We start from the raw sequence: 17,310 nt of genomic DNA, 5'->3' as shown, positions 1-17,310 counted from the left end.
GATTAGTTTAAATAATTAAAAAGCCGTAGTAAATGACAATCCAAAAGCTTCCTTGGAATAAAAAGGAACCAACATTGCAGTTGTTGTCTTTTCCCTTTCCCTTTTAAAAAGTTTATTTTGAAAATATGGCATTAACCAATAGGCAATTTTTGTGCTTAATATTCCAATCCCAGCACCGGCGACCACATCGGTAATCCAATGCCTATCGTTATAAACGCGAAACATCCCTGTTCCGGTTGCAACTAAATACCCAGCTACACCAATCCATGGCGAAACCGACTTGTATTCCTGATATAGAAATTCTGCCCCCATAAAAGCCGTTGCCGTATGACCTGAAGGAAAGGAATTCAAGGAACTACCATCTGGTCTTTTTACCTTAGTTATGGCCTTTAATCCCAAGGTACTTGAACTCATAATAACATACGAAGTAGCAAGAATAATGGTCCTATCCCAAAAATCATGTTCCCCTTTTACCCCTAACATGTTCAACCCATATACAGATAGACCCGGGGCATATTGAGAGAAATTGTCGATGGTTATTTTCTGATCTATATGCTCATTCACCTCTTCTTTAACCCCAGAATTAACCAACTTTAATCCATCGCTTTCAATTCCAACAATACCATAGGCAATTAGTGAAGCCGGAACAATTATGCTTGGGTATTTAAACTTATACTTATTGGAAAAAGCGATACTATCATGACTTGATTGCTGAGCCATGACGGGTGTCACAACACACATTGTGCACATAGATGCCAAGAATACCAAACGGATGAATTTCAAGTTTTAATAGATTTAAATAATACTTTGGAATTCAAAGCTAAATTCCAAATCTCTTTAAAATCTAAAGTCATAAATTAAAGAACCTTAAACATTAGGACAAACTCCCCTGAACTACTCAACTTTAAGTTTCCCTTAGATTTCAAATCTAATTTTATAACATATTTATTCTATCGATCTTAAAATGTGGCAAAAAATATTCCCTGACCGATTTGCACTATTAAAAACTTTCATCCTAATATTCCTAACGCTGTCTTTTTTAGTTAGGATGGTATTCCTGATATGGAGCTTTGGGGAAATTGACACCTCAATCGGAGCACTAATCGCTACTTTCGGTATTGGATTTTTGTTTGATCTAGGCACCATCTCGTTCTTTGCATTGCCTTACTGCATTTATTTACTGCTAATGCCCCAAAAGTTCCACGGAAGTATTGTAGATAGATGGATTACTTATGTAGCTTACACTATAGGTTTAATGATTTTTCTATTTTCTTTCTTCGCCGAAATCACTTTTTGGGACGAATTTAAAAATAGATTTAATTTTATTGCGGTCGATTATTTGGTATACACCTATGAGGTGGTCACAAACATCAATGAATCCTACCCCATACCCTATTTGGTTGGCCTGATCTTGATAGCTGTTGGAACCTTGATTTTTATCACTTATAAAAAAGCTGCATTTTCAAAAACCTTTAAAAGTACGGCCCACTTTAAGGCCAAGTTACTACCCTTTTTTGTGGTTTTGGGTGTAACTATTATTTCAGGCTTTTTTATTAAGAACAAACATGCAGAACAGTTTACCAACAGATACAACAATGAACTATCCAAGGCAGGAATCTATTCATTTTTTTCCGCCTTTCGGAACAACGAACTTTCGTATACTGAATTTTACAACACTATAGATACTGAAAAGGCCTTTGAACTGGTCAAAGCATCCTTCAACAATGAAAATGCAACCTTTATTAAACCAAAGGAACATTCCATATTGCGAACAATTCACCATACGGATTCCATCAATAAACCCATCAAACCCAACATCATCTTTATTTGTATCGAAAGCTTAAGTGGTAAATACTTAAATTCCCTTGGTGGTGATTACAACATTACACCAACCTTGGACAGCCTGGCCAATAACAGCATATTTTTTACCAATCTATACGCCACGGGAACTAGGACCGTACGCGGCATGGAAGCCATAACACTGTCCATTCCCCCTACCCAAGGAAGGAGCATTGTAAAAAGGGCCAACAATACAGGACTATTCACCATTGGAGAAATCTTTGAAAATATGGGATACAGCCGCAATTTCTTTTATGGGGGAGATGGTTATTTCGATAATATGAACACCTACTTTGGCGGCAATGGCTTTAATATTGTAGATAGAGGAAGAGGGTTTTTATTGGATAAGGGAATACAAACTACACGAACCAACATTGAGGATGAAGAAGTTACCTTTGAAAATGCTTGGGGTGTATGCGATGAGGACATTTACAGGAAGGTAATAAAAGAAGCCGATATGGCCCACAAAGCCAAAAAACCGTTTTTTAATTTTGTGATGACCACCTCCAACCACAAGCCCTACACCTATCCAGAAGACAAAATAGACATTCCCTCCGGTACCAGCAGGGCTGGAGCCATAAAGTATACCGATTTTGCCATAGGGGAATTTCTAAAAATCGCTAGGACAAAACCCTGGTTTAAAAACACTGTACTGGTTATAATGAGCGACCATTGTGCCAGTAGTGCAGGAAGAGGGGAATTGGACATCAACAATTATCACATACCTGCTATGATCTGTAATCTGCCGGATATTGCACCCCAAAAAGTTAATAAGCTTTGTTCGCAGATAGATATGTTCCCCACAGTATTTTCGTTTTTAAATTGGGATTACACCAGTAATCTTTTCGGGAAAGATGTTCTTAATATGAAACCAGAAGACGAAAGGGCATTTATAGGTAATTACAGAAAGTTAGGACTTTTAAAGGGTAATAAAGTAATGGTATTGGGAGATCAAAGGAAGGCCAATTTTTATGAATGGAATCCCGCCAATAATAACCTATCTTTAATTCCTATGGACAAGAATTATCTAGATACTACCATCGCATTTTATCAGGTAGCTAATTATTTATACACCCAACAAGGGCTAAAGTCAAAGCAATAAGTATTTTGAAGAATATTCATTTTATCATCAATCCCAAGGCCGGTTCTGGCAATAATATTTTAGATATTGACTACCTAAAGCCTTACTTCAAAGAAACGGATTACAGCCTTTCCGTTAAATTTTCCAAATTTAAAAAACAGGCCATTGTCTTAACAAAGGAATCAGTCAAAGAAGGGGCCCATACTATTGTGGCCTGCGGTGGAGACGGCACCATCAATGAAATTGCCTCCTGTTTGGTAGGCACTAACGTGACACTAGGCATAATACCCATTGGATCTGGCAATGGACTTGCCTCACATCTTATGATTCCTCAAGTTATTGAAAAAGCCATTGAGGTAATTAAAAAGAATGATATGGTGACTATTGATGTTGGAAGAATAAATGAACAATATTTTTTTAGCAATACAGGAATGGGCTTTGACGCCAACGTCATAAAGAACTATGAAGCCCTAAAAAAAAGAACTTTAGTAGGTTACCTCGCCGCTTCCTTTAAATCCTTTAACGAGTTTAACAAAAAAAGGAATGTTAAGATATGCATAGATGAGAACCACGTTATTAATAACCCCTTTTTAATATTTATCTCCAACTCGAACGAACTTGGATTCAACATTAGCTTAACACCAAAAGCCTCCTTGATGGATGGGCATTTGGACGTACTAATAGTTCCCCAAATAAGCAAACTAAAAATGCTGTTGTTTGGTGCTCTCATGTTGATCCGCAGGCCCCATTGGCTTAAGGAAATTAAAACCTATCAAACCAAAACAATACTAATTTCCAGGAATGAGGGACTATTTTTAGACTCGCAAATTGATGGGGAATTCCATAAGGTTGAAGATAAAGACATAAACATTTCCGTCTTGGAGAAATCTTTGGGTATTCTTGTCCCCAAAAACATTGGGCTCCAACTTTAATTTATCTTTAGATTCATTCATTTTATTTATGCCAACCATTGGGTATGCAAGTAGCACACCTGTTAACGGCTTTAAAATGATTTCTATTTTAAACAATGGATTCTTAATAATCCCTCAGTACACCAGGACAGCACTTCTAGTATCCCTAATAATCTTTGGCACCAATATGCTGTCGGCTCAGGACAAAACTATAACCGACATAGGTGATGTTTTACTGATTGCCCTACCAGCATCCGCATTGGGCAGCACCATAGCAGTTGGGGATAAACAGGGAACCTGGCAGTTTACCAAGGGATTTATGTTAAACCAAGCCCTAACGATAGGATTAAAAATGGCCATAGATAAGCCAAGACCGGATTTAAGCAACAATTCTTCCTTTCCTTCAGGACATACGTCAACCACCTTTCAGAGTGCGGCCTTTATTCAAAAACGATACGGTTGGAAATATGGTGCCGCTGCCTACGCCCTTGCAGGGTTTACAGGCTATACTAGATTACAAGCGGATAAACATGACGTTTGGGATGTCTTGGCAGGTGCCATAATCGGTGTTGGCAGCTCCTATATTTTTACGACGCCGTACCAAAAAAAACATATGGAAATCACCTTTAGCAGTAATACGGGCAACTATCTTTTGGGATATTCCTATAAATTTTAATCCTGCGGATCCTAGTCTATTTTATCAAAACCAGTATAGGGAACAAGAACTTCAGGAATTTGTATTCCGTCTGCCGTTTGGTAATTTTCCAATATTCCCGCCAGTACACGTGGCAATGCCAAAGAGCTACCATTTAAGGTATGCGCCAATTGGCTTTTCCCATTTTCGTCCTTATAGCGTAATTTCAACCTATTTGCCTGATACGTTTCAAAATTAGATATCGAGCTAATTTCCAACCAACGATCTTGGGCAGTTGAGAAAACTTCAAAATCGAATGTAAGAGCAGAAGTAAAACCTAAATCTCCGCCGCAAAGACGTAAGATCCTATAAGGCAATTTTAATTCCCTTAAGATATTCTTTACATGCTCAACCATACCATCCAAGGCCTCATATGATTTCTCGGGATGCTCAACACGCACTATTTCTACCTTATCAAATTGGTGTAAACGGTTTAATCCGCGAACATGGGCGCCATAGCTCCCGGCCTCCCTTCTAAAGCAAGGCGTATATGCGGTATGCGTTACTGGAAAATCGCCCTCGTTTAAAATAACATCCCTAAAGATATTGGTTACCGGTACCTCGGCAGTAGGAATCAGATAAAGATCATCTTCACCAACGTGATACATCTGCCCTTCTTTATCGGGCAACTGACCTGTACCATAACCAGAGGCCTCATTTACTAAATGCGGCACTTGAATCTCATTATATCCTGCCGCTGCATTCTTATCTAAAAAGTAAGAGATAAGTGCCCGTTGTAATCTAGCTCCTTTGCCTTTGTAAACCGGAAATCCCGCACCGGCTATTTTAACCCCTAATTCAAAATCTATAATATCATATTTCTTTGCCAAGTCCCAATGAGGCAATGCCCCCTCCTTTAAAACGGGAATGTCCCCTTCCCTAAAGATCTCTTCGTTATCCTCTTCTGTGCTTCCCGCCGGAACTGAAGCATGGGGTACATTTGGGATTTGGTACAATAAGCTTTGAAGCTCCCCGGCTGCTGATGTCAATTCTTCATTCAATTCCTTGGATTCCTCTTTTAAACTACCAGTACGTTCCTTTAAAACATTGGCTTCTGCCGCTTTTCCACTTTTATAAAGGGCTCCTATTTCCTTGGAGATACTATTGGATTCTGCCAGGGTATTATCTAATCGTGTTTGCAGTGAACGCCGTTTTTCATCCAATTGAAGTACGTTTTCAATAAGCGGAAGGGCATCTATATTACGCTTTTTTAAAGCTTCTATAATTTGTTCTTTATCTTCACGGATAGCCTGTAACTGCAACATTTTTTTAAAATTTTATCGTGCAAATTTAACCTAATCTTCGGATTTTAGGCATAAATTTAGCCTAGATATAATCCGCAATTCTAAAATCTATGGTTTTTGAACACTTAGCCTTAAATGTAAAAAACATCAAGGACATTAAAGATTGGTATGTTACCAATGTGGGTCTAAAGGTAGTTAGTGAACAAACGGAAGCTCCTTTTATGACCTTTTTGGAAGATTCATCCGGGCGCGTAATTATGGAACTTTACCATAGACCTGATGAGGAAATTACAAATTTTAAGGCAAAGCACCCCCTCACCTTTCATATAGCTTTTGTATCCGAAAACGCCGAAAAAGATAAAATTAGATTATTGGACAAAGGGGCCAGTTTCGCAGAGGAAATCAAAAAGGCAGACGGAAGCCATTTGGTGATGCTCCGCGACCCTTGGGGTATGCCCCTGCAACTTTGCCATAGGGCCAAAGTTTTTTAGCAAAACACAAATCTTAACCCTTGTGGTTATTATTTCGGTAATGACGGTAAAATCCAATCATTGTGTTTAAAATGACTCCAGGATACCTTCCCAAAATCAATTTCTGGATCTATAAATTGTTGGTGAGGTTTGCCATTGACACTTACCCTGGAATTTACATAGACCGAAATTTCCTCGCCCTTTTCTTGGTATTCCTTTTTTAACCGTTGGGTAAATTGCCAAATAAAATCTGGGTAGCAGGAAACTTTACTTTTTTGTACTCTTGTTAGATAATCATCCAAATTTACCAAAAACGAATTTTTGGTGGTACTATTCACCACTTTAAACGATGTAATACCCGTGCGACTTCGCAGCATCATTCTCCAACTCATTCGGTGCCCCTCTTCTGTCCATAAAACATCGTCTTTTATAAAATAATGCCGGACAGGAAGCCCCAATTGAATTAAAAAATAAATGAACAAAACACCCAAAACTAGCTTTCTATTCTTAGGCACAATAACTTCATCCTTCTGATACGGTTCTTTATGCTTGAAAAATATTTTCCTAATTATCTCTGGTTCAAAAAAGAATACTGAGAATGCCAATGCCAAATATGGGAAAATACCGATTTGAAAAACAATGGAATTAAACAAATGAAAGAAAATCGAGGCCACAAAAGCCCATTTTCGAGTAGGTTTCCATAAAAGGGCGGGTACGATGAGCAAATCGAATAGAATCCCTGAAATACCCACTATCCTATGAAGCACAGGTTCTTGTAGGAAATCACCAATTAAAGGATAGCTCCTTTTGTTTTTAAAAAGTATCTCTATAATACTAAAATCCAACCAATCGCCGTACAACTTGGCAAAGGAAGCATAGGTGTAAACAATAAACAGCTGCAAAACAATTATCCATTTTACACAGGCCGACATCTTATTGGCCTTTAGGGACGGATTACTTCTGGTGTCCAGGGAATAGTTCCTATTAGCGGGCAAAAAGGCCATTATTGTTGCAATTAATATCAATAGATAATAGTGATTATTGTAGGCCGTTTTTTGCATAAGGTAAACCCCTGTCCAAAGCAACGTAAAAGCAATAATGCTATAACGGTACCTATACCCCAAAGCAATGCAAATTCCCAGAGTTCCCATCACAAAAAAATAAAAATACATGCCTAGGCCCGGAAGGGGCTGCAACCATTCAAAACCAATGAAACTAAAGGTAAATTGGGGGTCTATAAGGTTTTTTTTGACCCAACCCGTAATAATGGCACCGTAGCATTCGAGACTGACCAAGATGCCAAAAAATATCCTAAAAATAAGGAGCGGACTATTATCGATTTGCTTAAAAAGAAATCGATCTAACATTTACTTGGAGATAATGGAAAGGGAGGTCTCCCTATCCTTATTCAACTGTGTCTTTAGAGCATCAACGGAATCGAACTTATGTTCATCCCTAATGCGTTCAATTATATCTATTTGAATTTTTTTACCATATAGATCTTGATCGAAATCAAAGAAATTAATTTCGATACTTTTGGTCTTGCCTTCCACGGTTGGATTAAAACCGATGTTCATCATTCCAAAAACGGTTTTGTCATCTATAACACTACTGACCACATAGACCCCATTCTTGGGTATTAGCTTATACTCTTCGGGAATGGATAAATTGGCCGTAGGAAAGTTTAATTTACGCCCCAAACCTTTTCCTTTAACAACGGTCCCTGTAAGCATATATTTATAGCCTAAATACAGATTGGCCGTTTTCATATCTCCCCCCTCCAAGGCCTTTCTAATTTTTGTAGAACTTACGGAAACATCATCGATTTCTTGGGCCGATATTTCTTCTACTTCAAATTCCAACGCATTTCCAAAAGCCATTAGGTCATTTATATTGGCATTCCTATTTCTTCCAAACCTATGATCATAGCCTATTATGATTTTCTTTGTCTTTAAATCATTGACCAAAATATCCCTAACAAATTGGGTAGCGGATAACCTAGAAAACTCTTTGGTAAATGGGTGTACAATTAAATAATCTACACCTATTTCTTCCATTATTTTGATCTTCTCATCTATGGTATTCAAAAGTTGAATAGAGACATCCTTTTGAAGCACCATTCTGGGATGCGGAAAAAAAGTAAGTACTGTAGATTTTAGATTCAGTACTTTGGCATTATTAATGAGACGTTCTAAAATTTTACGGTGACCGATATGCACACCATCAAAAGTGCCGATAGTAATGGCAGTGGGGTGCGCTTTGTCGTAATTGGAGATGCTTTGAACTGTTATCACAAATTGGAATAATAAAAAAACTTATCTTTGAGTTTGTACAAAAACCCGCTTGATGGTTGTAAAATTACGTCTTGTTTTTTCAATATCCATATTTTTTCTTTGCTATTGCGGATTTGGCCAAACTAAATATTGGCAAAAAACCGATTCTAGGAGTAACCGATCCCAGGGGCAGACGGTAGCTTTGGATGTGAAAAATGGCACCACTTTTTCATTGCAAAAGGATATTTTTGTCAATGAACTTAGGTCAACCAACATCAATAAAGCTTCCAAAATAATAAATTTTCCTGATGAAAACGGGGACTTGATTCCGTTTGTTGTCCAAGAAGCCTCAGTACTATCCCCAGAACTTGCCAAGAAATATCCCCAAATAAAATCTTATACAGGTAAGGGTTTAACCAATGCCAAAGACAAGGTAAGATTTAGTGTTTCCCAGAATGGTATTCAAAGCATGATTGTCTACGGGGATAGCAAAAGTGCCACTTTCATGCAGAAACTATCAAATTCCGAGGATGAATATATGGTGTACAACAGAAAGGACGCCTTAATGATGAATACTAATTTTATTTGTGAAACCCAATCGCAAATGGAAAAAAAAATAGGGGCCTCTGCCCTAAAATTGGTGGACGGTCAAGTTCTAAGAAAATTTAGAGTGGCTATCTCTGCAACTGGGGAGTATACTGAATTTCACGGAGGCACCGTGCCAGATGCCTTAGCCGCCATTAATGCCACCGTTACTAGGATAAATGAAATTTTTGAAACCGATTTGGGTATCAGCTTGGAGATTGTAGCCAATACGGATCTTGTCATTTACACCAACAAAGACACCGACCCCTATGGGTCAAATCTTAATTCAGAAATACAGAACACCTTAACTACTGTTATAGGAGCGGAAAACTATGATGTTGGACATTTGTTCCAAAAAGACGAAAATGGAGGAAATGCCGGCTTTATAGCCTCGGTCTGCATAGATTCCAGAAAAGGGAGCGCATATTCTTCGGCATTAACGCCACAAGGAGATATTTTTGACCTCGACTTTGTAGCCCACGAAATGGGACATCAATTTGGGGCCAACCACACTTGGTCCTTTGAATCTGAAGGCACCTTAGTCCAGGCAGAACCGGGAAGCGGCTCCACAATCATGGGATATGCAGGAATCTCAGGCAGCAACAATGTAGCTCTAAACGGTGACGATTATTTTCATTATTACAGCATTTTTCAAATATTGGAATACATTAAAACTACCAGTTGTGGACAAGAGATTTCCATTATAAATTCCCCACCCATTATAGTGTCCTCCGGTAATTTCACCATTCCAAAATCTACAGCATTTAAATTAACAGGGAATGCAACAGATGTGGATGTGGACGATATTCTTACTTACAATTGGGAGCAAATTAATGATGGAATAGTAACCCACAACACCTTTGGACCAACTAATCTAAGCGGAGCCAACTTTAGGTCCGTAAAGCCTACAGTAAAAACTACCAGATATTTTCCAAGACTCAGCAGCATTGTATCGGGTAACCTAACTCAAACCAATCCCAACGTAAACACCACATGGGAAACGGTTTCCAGTGTAGAAAGGGAACTGGATTTTGCACTTACGGTTAGGGACAATTCCGTAGGAGGAGGACAAGTAGCATCGGACCTTGTTAAGGTTACTGTAATAAACAATGCAGGGCCATTCGTCATAACCTCCCAATCCATTAATGAAATTTATACTGCAGGTACCAGGCAAGAGGTTGTTTGGGATGTAGCCAATACGGACCAAGGTCCTGTGAACACCCAAAAGGTAGATATCTATTTTTCCGCCAATGGAGGCGCCTCCTTTCCCATTAAATTGGCCGATAGCGTACCCAACGATGGACAACAGGATGTATTAATCCCTGGATTTGCTACGCCATCTGGCCGAATAATGGTCAGTGCACACGACAATATCTTTTTAGCTGTGAATGCTGTAGATTTTACAATAACCGCCTCAGACATTGTATTGAATTTTGCCCAATTGCAACACGAGGTTTGTCAAGGCAATGACTTGATAGCACCCTTTACCTACCAAACATTTAATGGTTTTTCTGAAGAAGCAACTTTTTCTGCCACTGGAATGCCTCCCGGAATGTCCGTTGATTTTTCCCCCAGCTCTGCCATAGTGAACGATACTATAGTGGACATTACCTTTTCCAATACCGATTTGGTAAATCCAGGAAATTATCCCATAACAATAATCGCCACTTCAGCTACAGTCAGCAAAGAGGTTACCATAGATGTCAAAATCCTGGATAACGCCTTCTCTGATGTAGTACTGCAGTTGCCCACCAATGGATTCACTAATGCACGTATTGCCTCGGTATTGGAGTGGGAGTCCAATACTTCTTATACTTCCTTTGATATTGAGATAGCGGATGAAGCCTCCTTTACCAATATTATTGAGACGGGCAGTGTTATTTTTAATTCCTATTTAACCACTAATTTAGTGCCGGAAACCACCTATTATTGGCGCATTAAACCCAAAAATAGTTGTGGGGAGGGGACCTTTGGCCCTGCATTTAGCTTTACAACTTTAGAAATGAATTGTGCTTTGGAAGTTGCTAAGGATTTACCGCTTACCATTTCAACAATCGGTGCACCTACAGTAACCTCTAAAATTACACTGTTGAACGATCTGCCCATTGCAGATGTAAATGTTAATTTGGACCTGACCCATACATTCCTAGCCGATTTAGAAATAAGCCTTATCTCACCTGCTGGTACTCGAGTAATTCTAGTATCCAATTCCTGTGGAGGAAATCAGGATATATTGGCCACTTTTGATGATGCTGGGGATAGCTTTATATGTTCAACAACACCAGCAGCAATACAAGGGACCGTTAGACCCTTAGGGACTTTAGGTGCGTTTAACGGGGAATCTACGTATGGGGATTGGATTTTGGAAGTAAAAGACATCGCTGCATCGGATGGAGGGTCAATAAATGCTTTCTCCTTGGACATTTGTGTAGAAGGTACCTTCAGGGCAGATGAGGATAAAGATGGCGTATTTGATGATGGTGATGACCTATGCCTTAACACCCCATTGGGAGCTCTAGTAGATTTAAGCGGTTGTCCCGTTTATTTATTCCCTGCGGATAATTTTGAAGTTGAGATCAACAGCGAATCCTGTAGCAACCAAAATAATGGTTCCATACGTGTGGTTGCCGGTATAAACATGGCATACGAAGTTACCCTAACGGGACCTGGAGTTAATGAGAGCAGTAATTTTACCAATTTCTATTTTGAAGAAGGCCTTGCTGCCGGCACTTATGAATTATGCATTATGGGAACGGAAGGTAGTAAGGTATATGAACCCTATTGTTTCCAAGTAATTGTTACACAACCTCCACCTTTGAGCGTGACTACAAAACTTGTTGCGGATGGAAATCAAACCCAATTGAATTTAGAAGGAGGCTTTTTATACAATGTTGAATTAAATGGTATTGTAACCCAAACCAAATCTTCAAGCATAACATTGGACCTAAAAAAAGGAATCAACCAAATTAAAGTATCTACAAATTTACCATGCCAGGGTGTATTTGAAGAGCAATTATTGCTCATTGATGAGCCTTTGGTATTCCCCAACCCATTTGTGGAGGAAATTAGCCTGTTGTTCAATAATGGCCCCAATAGTGTAAATACCAAAATTTTTAATTATAATGGTCAATTGATCAGCAATAAAGATTATACCCTTACCGGCAATGAAATCAGGATTGGCTTTTTAGGATTACCCTCAGGTATTTATATCCTTAAGGTAACTGGAGTGGGGATAAATAGTACTTTTAAAGTTGTAAAGAAATAAGCGGATGAAACCAATAGCCATATTTTTGTGTTTTTTGGCCTTAGTGGGATGCGGAGGTAAGGATTCTCCAAAACCACCCTTGTCCTCACTTCTGGTCTTTCCACAGAAAAACTCTGAATGTACGACCGGACAGGATGTTACTGGAACAAATACCTCTTTAGTAGAGTTTAGGTGGCAAACTTCGGACCACACAGAATCCTATGAGGTAAGGGCTACCAATTTGAATAATACTACTACCCAAACCATTGTAGTAAGCGGAACCTCGGCAAAACTAGCAATAGTAAAAGGCGCACCTTATTCTTGGCTTGTAATTTCCAAAAACACCAAAGTATCGGAAACGGCAAGAAGTGAAACCTGGAGATTTTATAACGCTGGTGTAGAAACCACCTACGCTCCATTTCCTGCAGAAGTTATATCACCCAAAACAGGAACTAACATATCAAAGGACCTTAACAATGAAGTTCTTTTGGATTGGGAAGGTGCCGATGTGGACAATGATCTAGAAGGATATGATGTATATTTTTCAACTGAAACGCCACCAACCACCTTGATTGCTTCACTTACCTCCGGAAAATCGGATTACAAGGTTAGTGTAGTAGCAAATACGGTCTATTATTGGAGAATAGTGACCATGGACCGGGAAGGAAATACGGCAACGAACAGCATTTCTGAATTTAAAGTACGCTAAGGTCTTTATTAGGTGCCGTTAAACTCGTTCATTGTTCTATTGACCCCAGACAATACAAACGAACGGACAAGCTCACCAATCCGCTCATAACGTTTCACCAAGGCATCCTTTTCCTCTTCATTCCATTCCCCCAAGACATAATCTATTTGTTTGCCCTTTCCAAAATTCGAACCAACACCAAACCTCAATCTATTGTAATTGGTAGTGAGCAGGTACTCTTGAATATCCTTTAATCCATTATGGCCACCATCACTACCTTTTGTCTTTAAACGGATTGTTCCAAAAGAAAGATTAATATCATCTGTAATAATCAACATATTTTCTTGAGGAATATTTTCCTTTTCCATCCAATATTTTACAGCCTTTCCACTTCTGTTCATATAGGTAGATGGTTTAAGACACAATATACTCCTGCCCTTAACCTTAAAAGTTCCTAAATCCCCCAACTTTCCAGTTTCAAAGTTAAAACCTTCTGTACTGGATAAGGCATCCAGAATTTTAAAACCAATGTTATGGCGGGTTTCCGAGTATTCTTCCCCTATATTTCCAAGGCCCACAATTAAGAATTTCTTCATACTGTCCAATTCGTCCATCAATGACTTGTTCCTTTTAAAAAATGATTCAAAAACGTGGAACATAATGCTCTTTCAGGAATTCATAAAAATACAAAAGCATCCCGTAGTTACGGGATGCTTTTTACACTTATTTTAGATAAAATCTATTCGTTACCGCCTTCAGCAGATGCTTCTGCAGTAGCTTCAGCTCCTTCTTCAGTTTCTTCATCCTCTTCATCTGTCAAGACCGCATTACGTGCAGCTTTAACCTGAACAACTACAGTCGTTTCTGGGTGAAGGATAGTAAACTCATCTTTTAACAAGGTAGCAACGGAAATATTTCCGCCAATCTTTAATTTAGAAATATCGATATCAAAGAAATCTGGCAAATTATCTGGTAATGCCTTAATACTAAGTTTTCTTTTTCTGAACAACAATCTACCACCATTTCTAACTCCTGGTGAATTACCCAACAACCTTACAGGTATGTCCATAGTAACTTCCTTATCCTTGAACAACTGATAAAAGTCTACATGTAAAATGCTATCGGTTACAGGGTGAAATTGTATATCCTGCATTACAGCATCGAACTTTTTACTGCCTTCCAATTCAACCACAACAGTATGTGCGTTTGGAGTGTACACTAAATCTTTGAACGCTAGTTCTTCTGCTGAAAAGTGTAATGGTTTTTCCCCTCCGTATATCACGCAAGGAACCTTTCCAGCATTACGTAAGGCCTTTGTTGCTTTTTTGCCTACGCTTTCTCTTTCTGATCCTTTAATTGAAATTGACTTCATTGTATTTATTAAATATTAATTAATTTACGCTCTTATTCCCTTACATTAGAAACTTGGAACTAATGGAAGTATTGTGGTGTACTCTGTGCATTACATCAGCAAATAACTCTGCACAGCTTATAACCCTTATTTTTTTGCTTTCCTTTTTTAGTGGTATGGAGTCGGTTACTATAAGCTCCAATAATTGGGACTTTTCAATTTTCTCATATGCATCTCCGGAAAGAAGTGCATGGGTAGTAATTGCCCTAACACTTAATGCGCCACGCTCCATCATTAAATCGGCTGCTTTCGTCAAGGTCCCCGCTGTATCTACCATATCATCTACCAAAACCACATTTTTCCCTTGCACATCTCCAATAAGTTCCATGTGCGAAATTATATTGGCTTGTGCCCTTTGCTTATAACAAATAACTACATCACTGCTAAGCGCCTTTGAATAGGCATAGGCCCTTTTAGATCCACCCATATCTGGTGAAGCAATGGTCAGATTACTTAAATTAAGGCTTTTTAAATAGGGTAAAAATAAGGTGGAAGCAAATAAATGATCTACCGGCTTTTCAAAAAATCCTTGAATTTGATCTGCATGCAGATCCATTGTAATAATTCGCGTTGCACCGGCAGCCTCTAACATTTTAGCCACTAATTTCGCTGCAATTGGCACTCTAGGTTTGTCTTTTCTATCTTGTCTTGCCCATCCAAAATATGGCATTACCGCGGTAATATGTCTTGCTGAAGCCCTTTTAGCAGCATCCAACATCAACAACATTTCCATCAAGTTCTCCGAACTAGGATTGGTAGAACCAATTATAAATACGCGCATACCACGTATAGATTCTTCAAAGGAGGGCTGAAACTCTCCATCACTGTATCTAGAAAAAATAACATTGCCTAAGCTGGAACCAAAAGACTCTGCTATTTTTTCAGATAGCTTGGTACTTTGGGTACAGGTAAAAATCTTAGGCTCCGGTACTTGATATGGCATTGTTAACGTATTGTTTATTAGTTTATTGGATCTCCTTTTAATAAGGAGGTGCAAATTTAGAAATTAATTTGGGTTGCTGAAGTATAAATGTTGTTATTTTTTTGCTGATATAAAGAAAATATTCTTTAGTTTTGCAGTCGCAATTGAGAATGCTCGAGTGGCGGAACTGGTAGACGCGCTGGATTCAAAATCCAGTTCTTCGGAGTGCGGGTTCGATTCCCGCCTCGAGTACAGCAAGGCTTTAACAGAAATGTTAGAGCCTTTTTTATTCCCAGGTACAACATAGGTACAACAAATTAGATTTTCAAGAATAATATTAATAATATGAAAGTTACCAATTAGGATCCATTCTAGTATGGATAGAATAAATGGTTTCGAAAAATTTGCTTGTTATTTATTAGAACTTGCGTTGGAAGAGAATTTTTATTTCAAAAAAATCATTTTGCCTTCAGTTCATGAAAAGTGATTTCTTGGGTAGCATATCAAACATTAACTATTTAACAAAGTCACAGTATTACAAAACTTTTTGAGAGGCTTTTTATTAAAATAGAAGTATTAGATATCCAAATCGACGTTCTTGCGGAAGTTAAAAAACCCCTCAACTCCAAAACCACCAGAACAGACTCGCTTCGCCAATCTGCATTCAGCATCTTTCCGTTTCCGGTTTTTGAACCCCCTCAGAACCGCAGAAAGCACAATCGGCGAAAATGCCGCTTGACCTTTCTTGCCCCTACCCACAAAAAAAAGGATTTTTCCATGATTTCTTAATTTTTTCAACTCCATATTGAACCAGATAAATATTCTGTCTGTACCCATTTAAATTGATATGGTTCTATATGTTTTTAGATGTTAAAATATTGATTATAAGATAGTTATATTCAATATTGATCAACTATATTTATCCTTGGAAAGGATAGCAAGTTGTATTCTAAGTAACTTAGAATTGTCTACTTCTGACGAAGTGTTTGCCTAAAAAAACAATGGAAATGGAACAAGGGAAAAGAGGCCGAAAACGATTGGGAAAAAGTAAGCGGTACCATAAGGTAATGCTCCGGTTCAACGATACGGAATATGGGAGACTCAAGACAATAGCCGGATCTTACAATCTTGACATTTCTCAGCGTGGCGTAATTAGCCCTCTTCTACGAAGGCTGGTATTGGACAGGGAATCGGAGGAAAAGGACAGGCTGCCGGACACCTTGGAACTTGCCCATCATATCAACAGGATAGGCAGCAACATCAACCAATTGGTAAAACTGGCGCACTTCAAGAACCTAAGAAGTCCCAACAGTAGTTTGATGGACGAGATACGAAGGACCAATGAACTGCTAGGCGCACTTTTGGAAATTACAATAAAGGAACGAACGGGATGATAGGAAGGATAGGATATGGGGAAAGCTGTAAGGGAATGCTGAACTATGTCTTCGGCAAGGAAGGCATGCGCATACTCGGCTATGGGAATATGTACTCCCAGGACATATCTCAAAAGTTCTTCGAGAGGGTACTCCATTTCCAGGGACAGCGCAATGCCACCAAGAACCGTTATGTCCATATTACACTGAACCTTCCCCTGGGGGAACACCTGGACGACAAAACCTTCCAAGAAGTATCAAGGGAATACTTGGCGCAAATGGGCTATGGCGGACAGCCCTTTGCTATGGTAAGGCACACCGATACCGGGCACGAGCATGTCCATATCATTACGACCAATGTGGACGATGATGGAAAGGTCCTCGGGATCTTCAACAGCTACCGAAGGAATGTGGCGACCCAACGATACCTTGAAAAAAGGTTCGGACTATTGGACTTACTATATTTAACCGGACATAGAGTTAAGAGCGTTTTAGTTATTAAAATTAACTTTGAAAAATGTCAAGAGAAAAAAGAAATTACACTGCAGAGTTTAAGGAAAAAGCTGTAGAACTTA

Annotated in this window: 16 protein-coding genes and 1 tRNA gene; 9 read left to right on the top strand and 8 right to left on the bottom strand. The window is 38.8% G+C overall.

Annotated elements, in window-relative coordinates; all coding sequences use genetic code 11:
• Positions 1-15: 15 nt before the first annotated feature.
• Entirely contained in the window at positions 16-783 is a 768-nt protein-coding gene (locus CWD90_RS19145; RefSeq protein WP_239986563.1) for a phosphatase PAP2 family protein, read from the bottom strand.
• A gap of 265 nt (positions 784-1,048) precedes the next feature.
• Between CWD90_RS19145 and CWD90_RS19140 the strand changes: the two genes are divergently transcribed.
• The 3 genes from CWD90_RS19140 (at position 1,049) to CWD90_RS19130 (ending at position 4,507) form a co-directional block, all read left to right on the top strand.
• Positions 1,049-2,941: an LTA synthase family protein gene (locus CWD90_RS19140; RefSeq protein WP_317045735.1), complete on the top strand. Its 1,893-nt coding sequence runs from the start codon at positions 1,049-1,051 to the stop codon at positions 2,939-2,941.
• Between the two features lie 5 nt (positions 2,942-2,946).
• The gene (locus CWD90_RS19135; protein WP_103477674.1) at positions 2,947-3,852 is read left to right on the top strand and encodes a diacylglycerol/lipid kinase family protein; all 906 of its coding nucleotides are present in this window, start codon (positions 2,947-2,949) and stop codon (positions 3,850-3,852) included.
• Between the two features lie 76 nt (positions 3,853-3,928).
• The gene (locus CWD90_RS19130) at positions 3,929-4,507 is read left to right on the top strand and encodes a phosphatase PAP2 family protein (RefSeq protein WP_103477725.1); all 579 of its coding nucleotides are present in this window, start codon (positions 3,929-3,931) and stop codon (positions 4,505-4,507) included.
• A gap of 11 nt (positions 4,508-4,518) precedes the next feature.
• Here CWD90_RS19130 and serS read toward each other — a convergent pair whose 3' ends face one another.
• The gene (gene serS, locus CWD90_RS19125; protein WP_103477673.1) at positions 4,519-5,790 is read right to left on the bottom strand and encodes a serine--tRNA ligase; all 1,272 of its coding nucleotides are present in this window, start codon (positions 5,788-5,790) and stop codon (positions 4,519-4,521) included.
• Positions 5,791-5,879: 89 nt separating this feature from the next.
• Here serS and CWD90_RS19120 point away from each other — a divergent pair, with 89 nt between their 5' ends.
• Positions 5,880-6,260 carry a VOC family protein gene (locus tag CWD90_RS19120; protein ID WP_103477672.1) on the top strand — a complete coding sequence of 127 codons (381 nt, stop codon included), beginning with the start codon at positions 5,880-5,882 and terminating at the stop codon, positions 6,258-6,260.
• Positions 6,261-6,289: 29 nt separating this feature from the next.
• On the opposite strand, the gene CWD90_RS19115 is transcribed toward CWD90_RS19120, so the two are convergent.
• Together CWD90_RS19115 and CWD90_RS19110 are read right to left on the bottom strand one after the other, a co-directional pair.
• Entirely contained in the window at positions 6,290-7,606 is a 1,317-nt protein-coding gene (locus CWD90_RS19115; RefSeq protein WP_103477671.1) for an HTTM domain-containing protein, read from the bottom strand.
• The gene (locus CWD90_RS19110; protein WP_103477670.1) at positions 7,607-8,533 is read right to left on the bottom strand and encodes a bifunctional riboflavin kinase/FAD synthetase; all 927 of its coding nucleotides are present in this window, start codon (positions 8,531-8,533) and stop codon (positions 7,607-7,609) included.
• Positions 8,534-8,585: 52 nt separating this feature from the next.
• Here CWD90_RS19110 and CWD90_RS19105 point away from each other — a divergent pair, with 52 nt between their 5' ends.
• Both CWD90_RS19105 and CWD90_RS19100 read left to right on the top strand, forming a co-directional pair.
• Positions 8,586-12,362: a reprolysin-like metallopeptidase gene (locus CWD90_RS19105; protein ID WP_103477669.1), complete on the top strand. Its 3,777-nt coding sequence runs from the start codon at positions 8,586-8,588 to the stop codon at positions 12,360-12,362.
• A gap of 4 nt (positions 12,363-12,366) precedes the next feature.
• Positions 12,367-13,050 carry a fibronectin type III domain-containing protein gene (locus tag CWD90_RS19100; protein ID WP_103477668.1) on the top strand — a complete coding sequence of 228 codons (684 nt, stop codon included), beginning with the start codon at positions 12,367-12,369 and terminating at the stop codon, positions 13,048-13,050.
• Between the two features lie 8 nt (positions 13,051-13,058).
• Here the strand turns inward: CWD90_RS19100 and pth are convergent, their stop codons facing one another.
• From pth to CWD90_RS19085, 3 genes are all read right to left on the bottom strand, one after another.
• Positions 13,059-13,688, bottom strand: a complete 630-nt coding sequence (gene pth / locus CWD90_RS19095; RefSeq protein ID WP_205161275.1) for an aminoacyl-tRNA hydrolase — start codon at positions 13,686-13,688, stop codon at positions 13,059-13,061.
• Between the two features lie 80 nt (positions 13,689-13,768).
• Positions 13,769-14,401: a 50S ribosomal protein L25/general stress protein Ctc gene (locus CWD90_RS19090; RefSeq protein ID WP_103477667.1), complete on the bottom strand. Its 633-nt coding sequence runs from the start codon at positions 14,399-14,401 to the stop codon at positions 13,769-13,771.
• Between the two features lie 40 nt (positions 14,402-14,441).
• The gene (locus tag CWD90_RS19085; RefSeq protein ID WP_103477666.1) at positions 14,442-15,383 is read right to left on the bottom strand and encodes a ribose-phosphate pyrophosphokinase; all 942 of its coding nucleotides are present in this window, start codon (positions 15,381-15,383) and stop codon (positions 14,442-14,444) included.
• A gap of 151 nt (positions 15,384-15,534) precedes the next feature.
• On the opposite strand from CWD90_RS19085, the gene CWD90_RS19080 reads away from it, so the two are divergent.
• Positions 15,535-15,614, top strand: a tRNA-Leu gene (locus tag CWD90_RS19080).
• Between the two features lie 324 nt (positions 15,615-15,938).
• Here CWD90_RS19080 and CWD90_RS19075 read toward each other — a convergent pair.
• Positions 15,939-16,199 carry a hypothetical protein gene (locus CWD90_RS19075; protein ID WP_103477665.1) on the bottom strand — a complete coding sequence of 87 codons (261 nt, stop codon included), beginning with the start codon at positions 16,197-16,199 and terminating at the stop codon, positions 15,939-15,941.
• 170 nt (positions 16,200-16,369) lie between these two features.
• Here CWD90_RS19075 and CWD90_RS19070 point away from each other — a divergent pair, with 170 nt between their 5' ends.
• Together CWD90_RS19070 and CWD90_RS19065 are read left to right on the top strand one after the other, a co-directional pair.
• Entirely contained in the window at positions 16,370-16,756 is a 387-nt protein-coding gene (locus CWD90_RS19070) for a hypothetical protein (RefSeq protein ID WP_157941276.1), read from the top strand.
• Positions 16,753-17,304: a relaxase/mobilization nuclease domain-containing protein gene (locus CWD90_RS19065; RefSeq protein ID WP_103477663.1), complete on the top strand. Its 552-nt coding sequence runs from the start codon at positions 16,753-16,755 to the stop codon at positions 17,302-17,304. The genes CWD90_RS19070 and CWD90_RS19065 overlap by 4 nt, the downstream gene beginning before the upstream one ends.
• Positions 17,305-17,310: the final 6 nt, after the last annotated feature.

Origin of the sequence: Arenibacter catalasegens (assembly GCF_002909235.1) — a bacterium.
Taxonomy (GTDB): domain Bacteria; phylum Bacteroidota; class Bacteroidia; order Flavobacteriales; family Flavobacteriaceae; genus Arenibacter; species Arenibacter catalasegens.
Note: the sequence above shows the minus strand (reverse complement) of the source record. Positions and strands in the feature narration are given on the sequence as shown.

Excerpts from the sequence above, each read along its gene's own strand:
- CWD90_RS19140 (WP_317045735.1), top strand. The coding sequence starts at position 1,049 with ATGGTATTCCTGATATGGAGCTTTGGGGAAATTGACACCTCAATCGGA.
- CWD90_RS19130 (WP_103477725.1), top strand. The coding sequence starts at position 3,929 with ATGATTTCTATTTTAAACAATGGATTCTTAATAATCCCTCAGTACACC.
- serS (WP_103477673.1), bottom strand. The coding sequence starts at position 5,790 with ATGTTGCAGTTACAGGCTATCCGTGAAGATAAAGAACAAATTATAGAA.
- CWD90_RS19120 (WP_103477672.1), top strand. The coding sequence starts at position 5,880 with ATGGTTTTTGAACACTTAGCCTTAAATGTAAAAAACATCAAGGACATT.
- CWD90_RS19115 (WP_103477671.1), bottom strand. The coding sequence starts at position 7,606 with ATGTTAGATCGATTTCTTTTTAAGCAAATCGATAATAGTCCGCTCCTT.
- CWD90_RS19105 (WP_103477669.1), top strand. The coding sequence starts at position 8,586 with ATGGTTGTAAAATTACGTCTTGTTTTTTCAATATCCATATTTTTTCTT.
- CWD90_RS19100 (WP_103477668.1), top strand. The coding sequence starts at position 12,367 with ATGAAACCAATAGCCATATTTTTGTGTTTTTTGGCCTTAGTGGGATGC.
- pth (WP_205161275.1), bottom strand. The coding sequence starts at position 13,688 with ATGTTCCACGTTTTTGAATCATTTTTTAAAAGGAACAAGTCATTGATG.
- CWD90_RS19090 (WP_103477667.1), bottom strand. The coding sequence starts at position 14,401 with ATGAAGTCAATTTCAATTAAAGGATCAGAAAGAGAAAGCGTAGGCAAA.
- CWD90_RS19085 (WP_103477666.1), bottom strand. The coding sequence starts at position 15,383 with ATGCCATATCAAGTACCGGAGCCTAAGATTTTTACCTGTACCCAAAGT.
- CWD90_RS19075 (WP_103477665.1), bottom strand. The coding sequence starts at position 16,199 with ATGGGTACAGACAGAATATTTATCTGGTTCAATATGGAGTTGAAAAAA.
- CWD90_RS19070 (WP_157941276.1), top strand. The coding sequence starts at position 16,370 with ATGGAACAAGGGAAAAGAGGCCGAAAACGATTGGGAAAAAGTAAGCGG.
- CWD90_RS19065 (WP_103477663.1), top strand. The coding sequence starts at position 16,753 with ATGATAGGAAGGATAGGATATGGGGAAAGCTGTAAGGGAATGCTGAAC.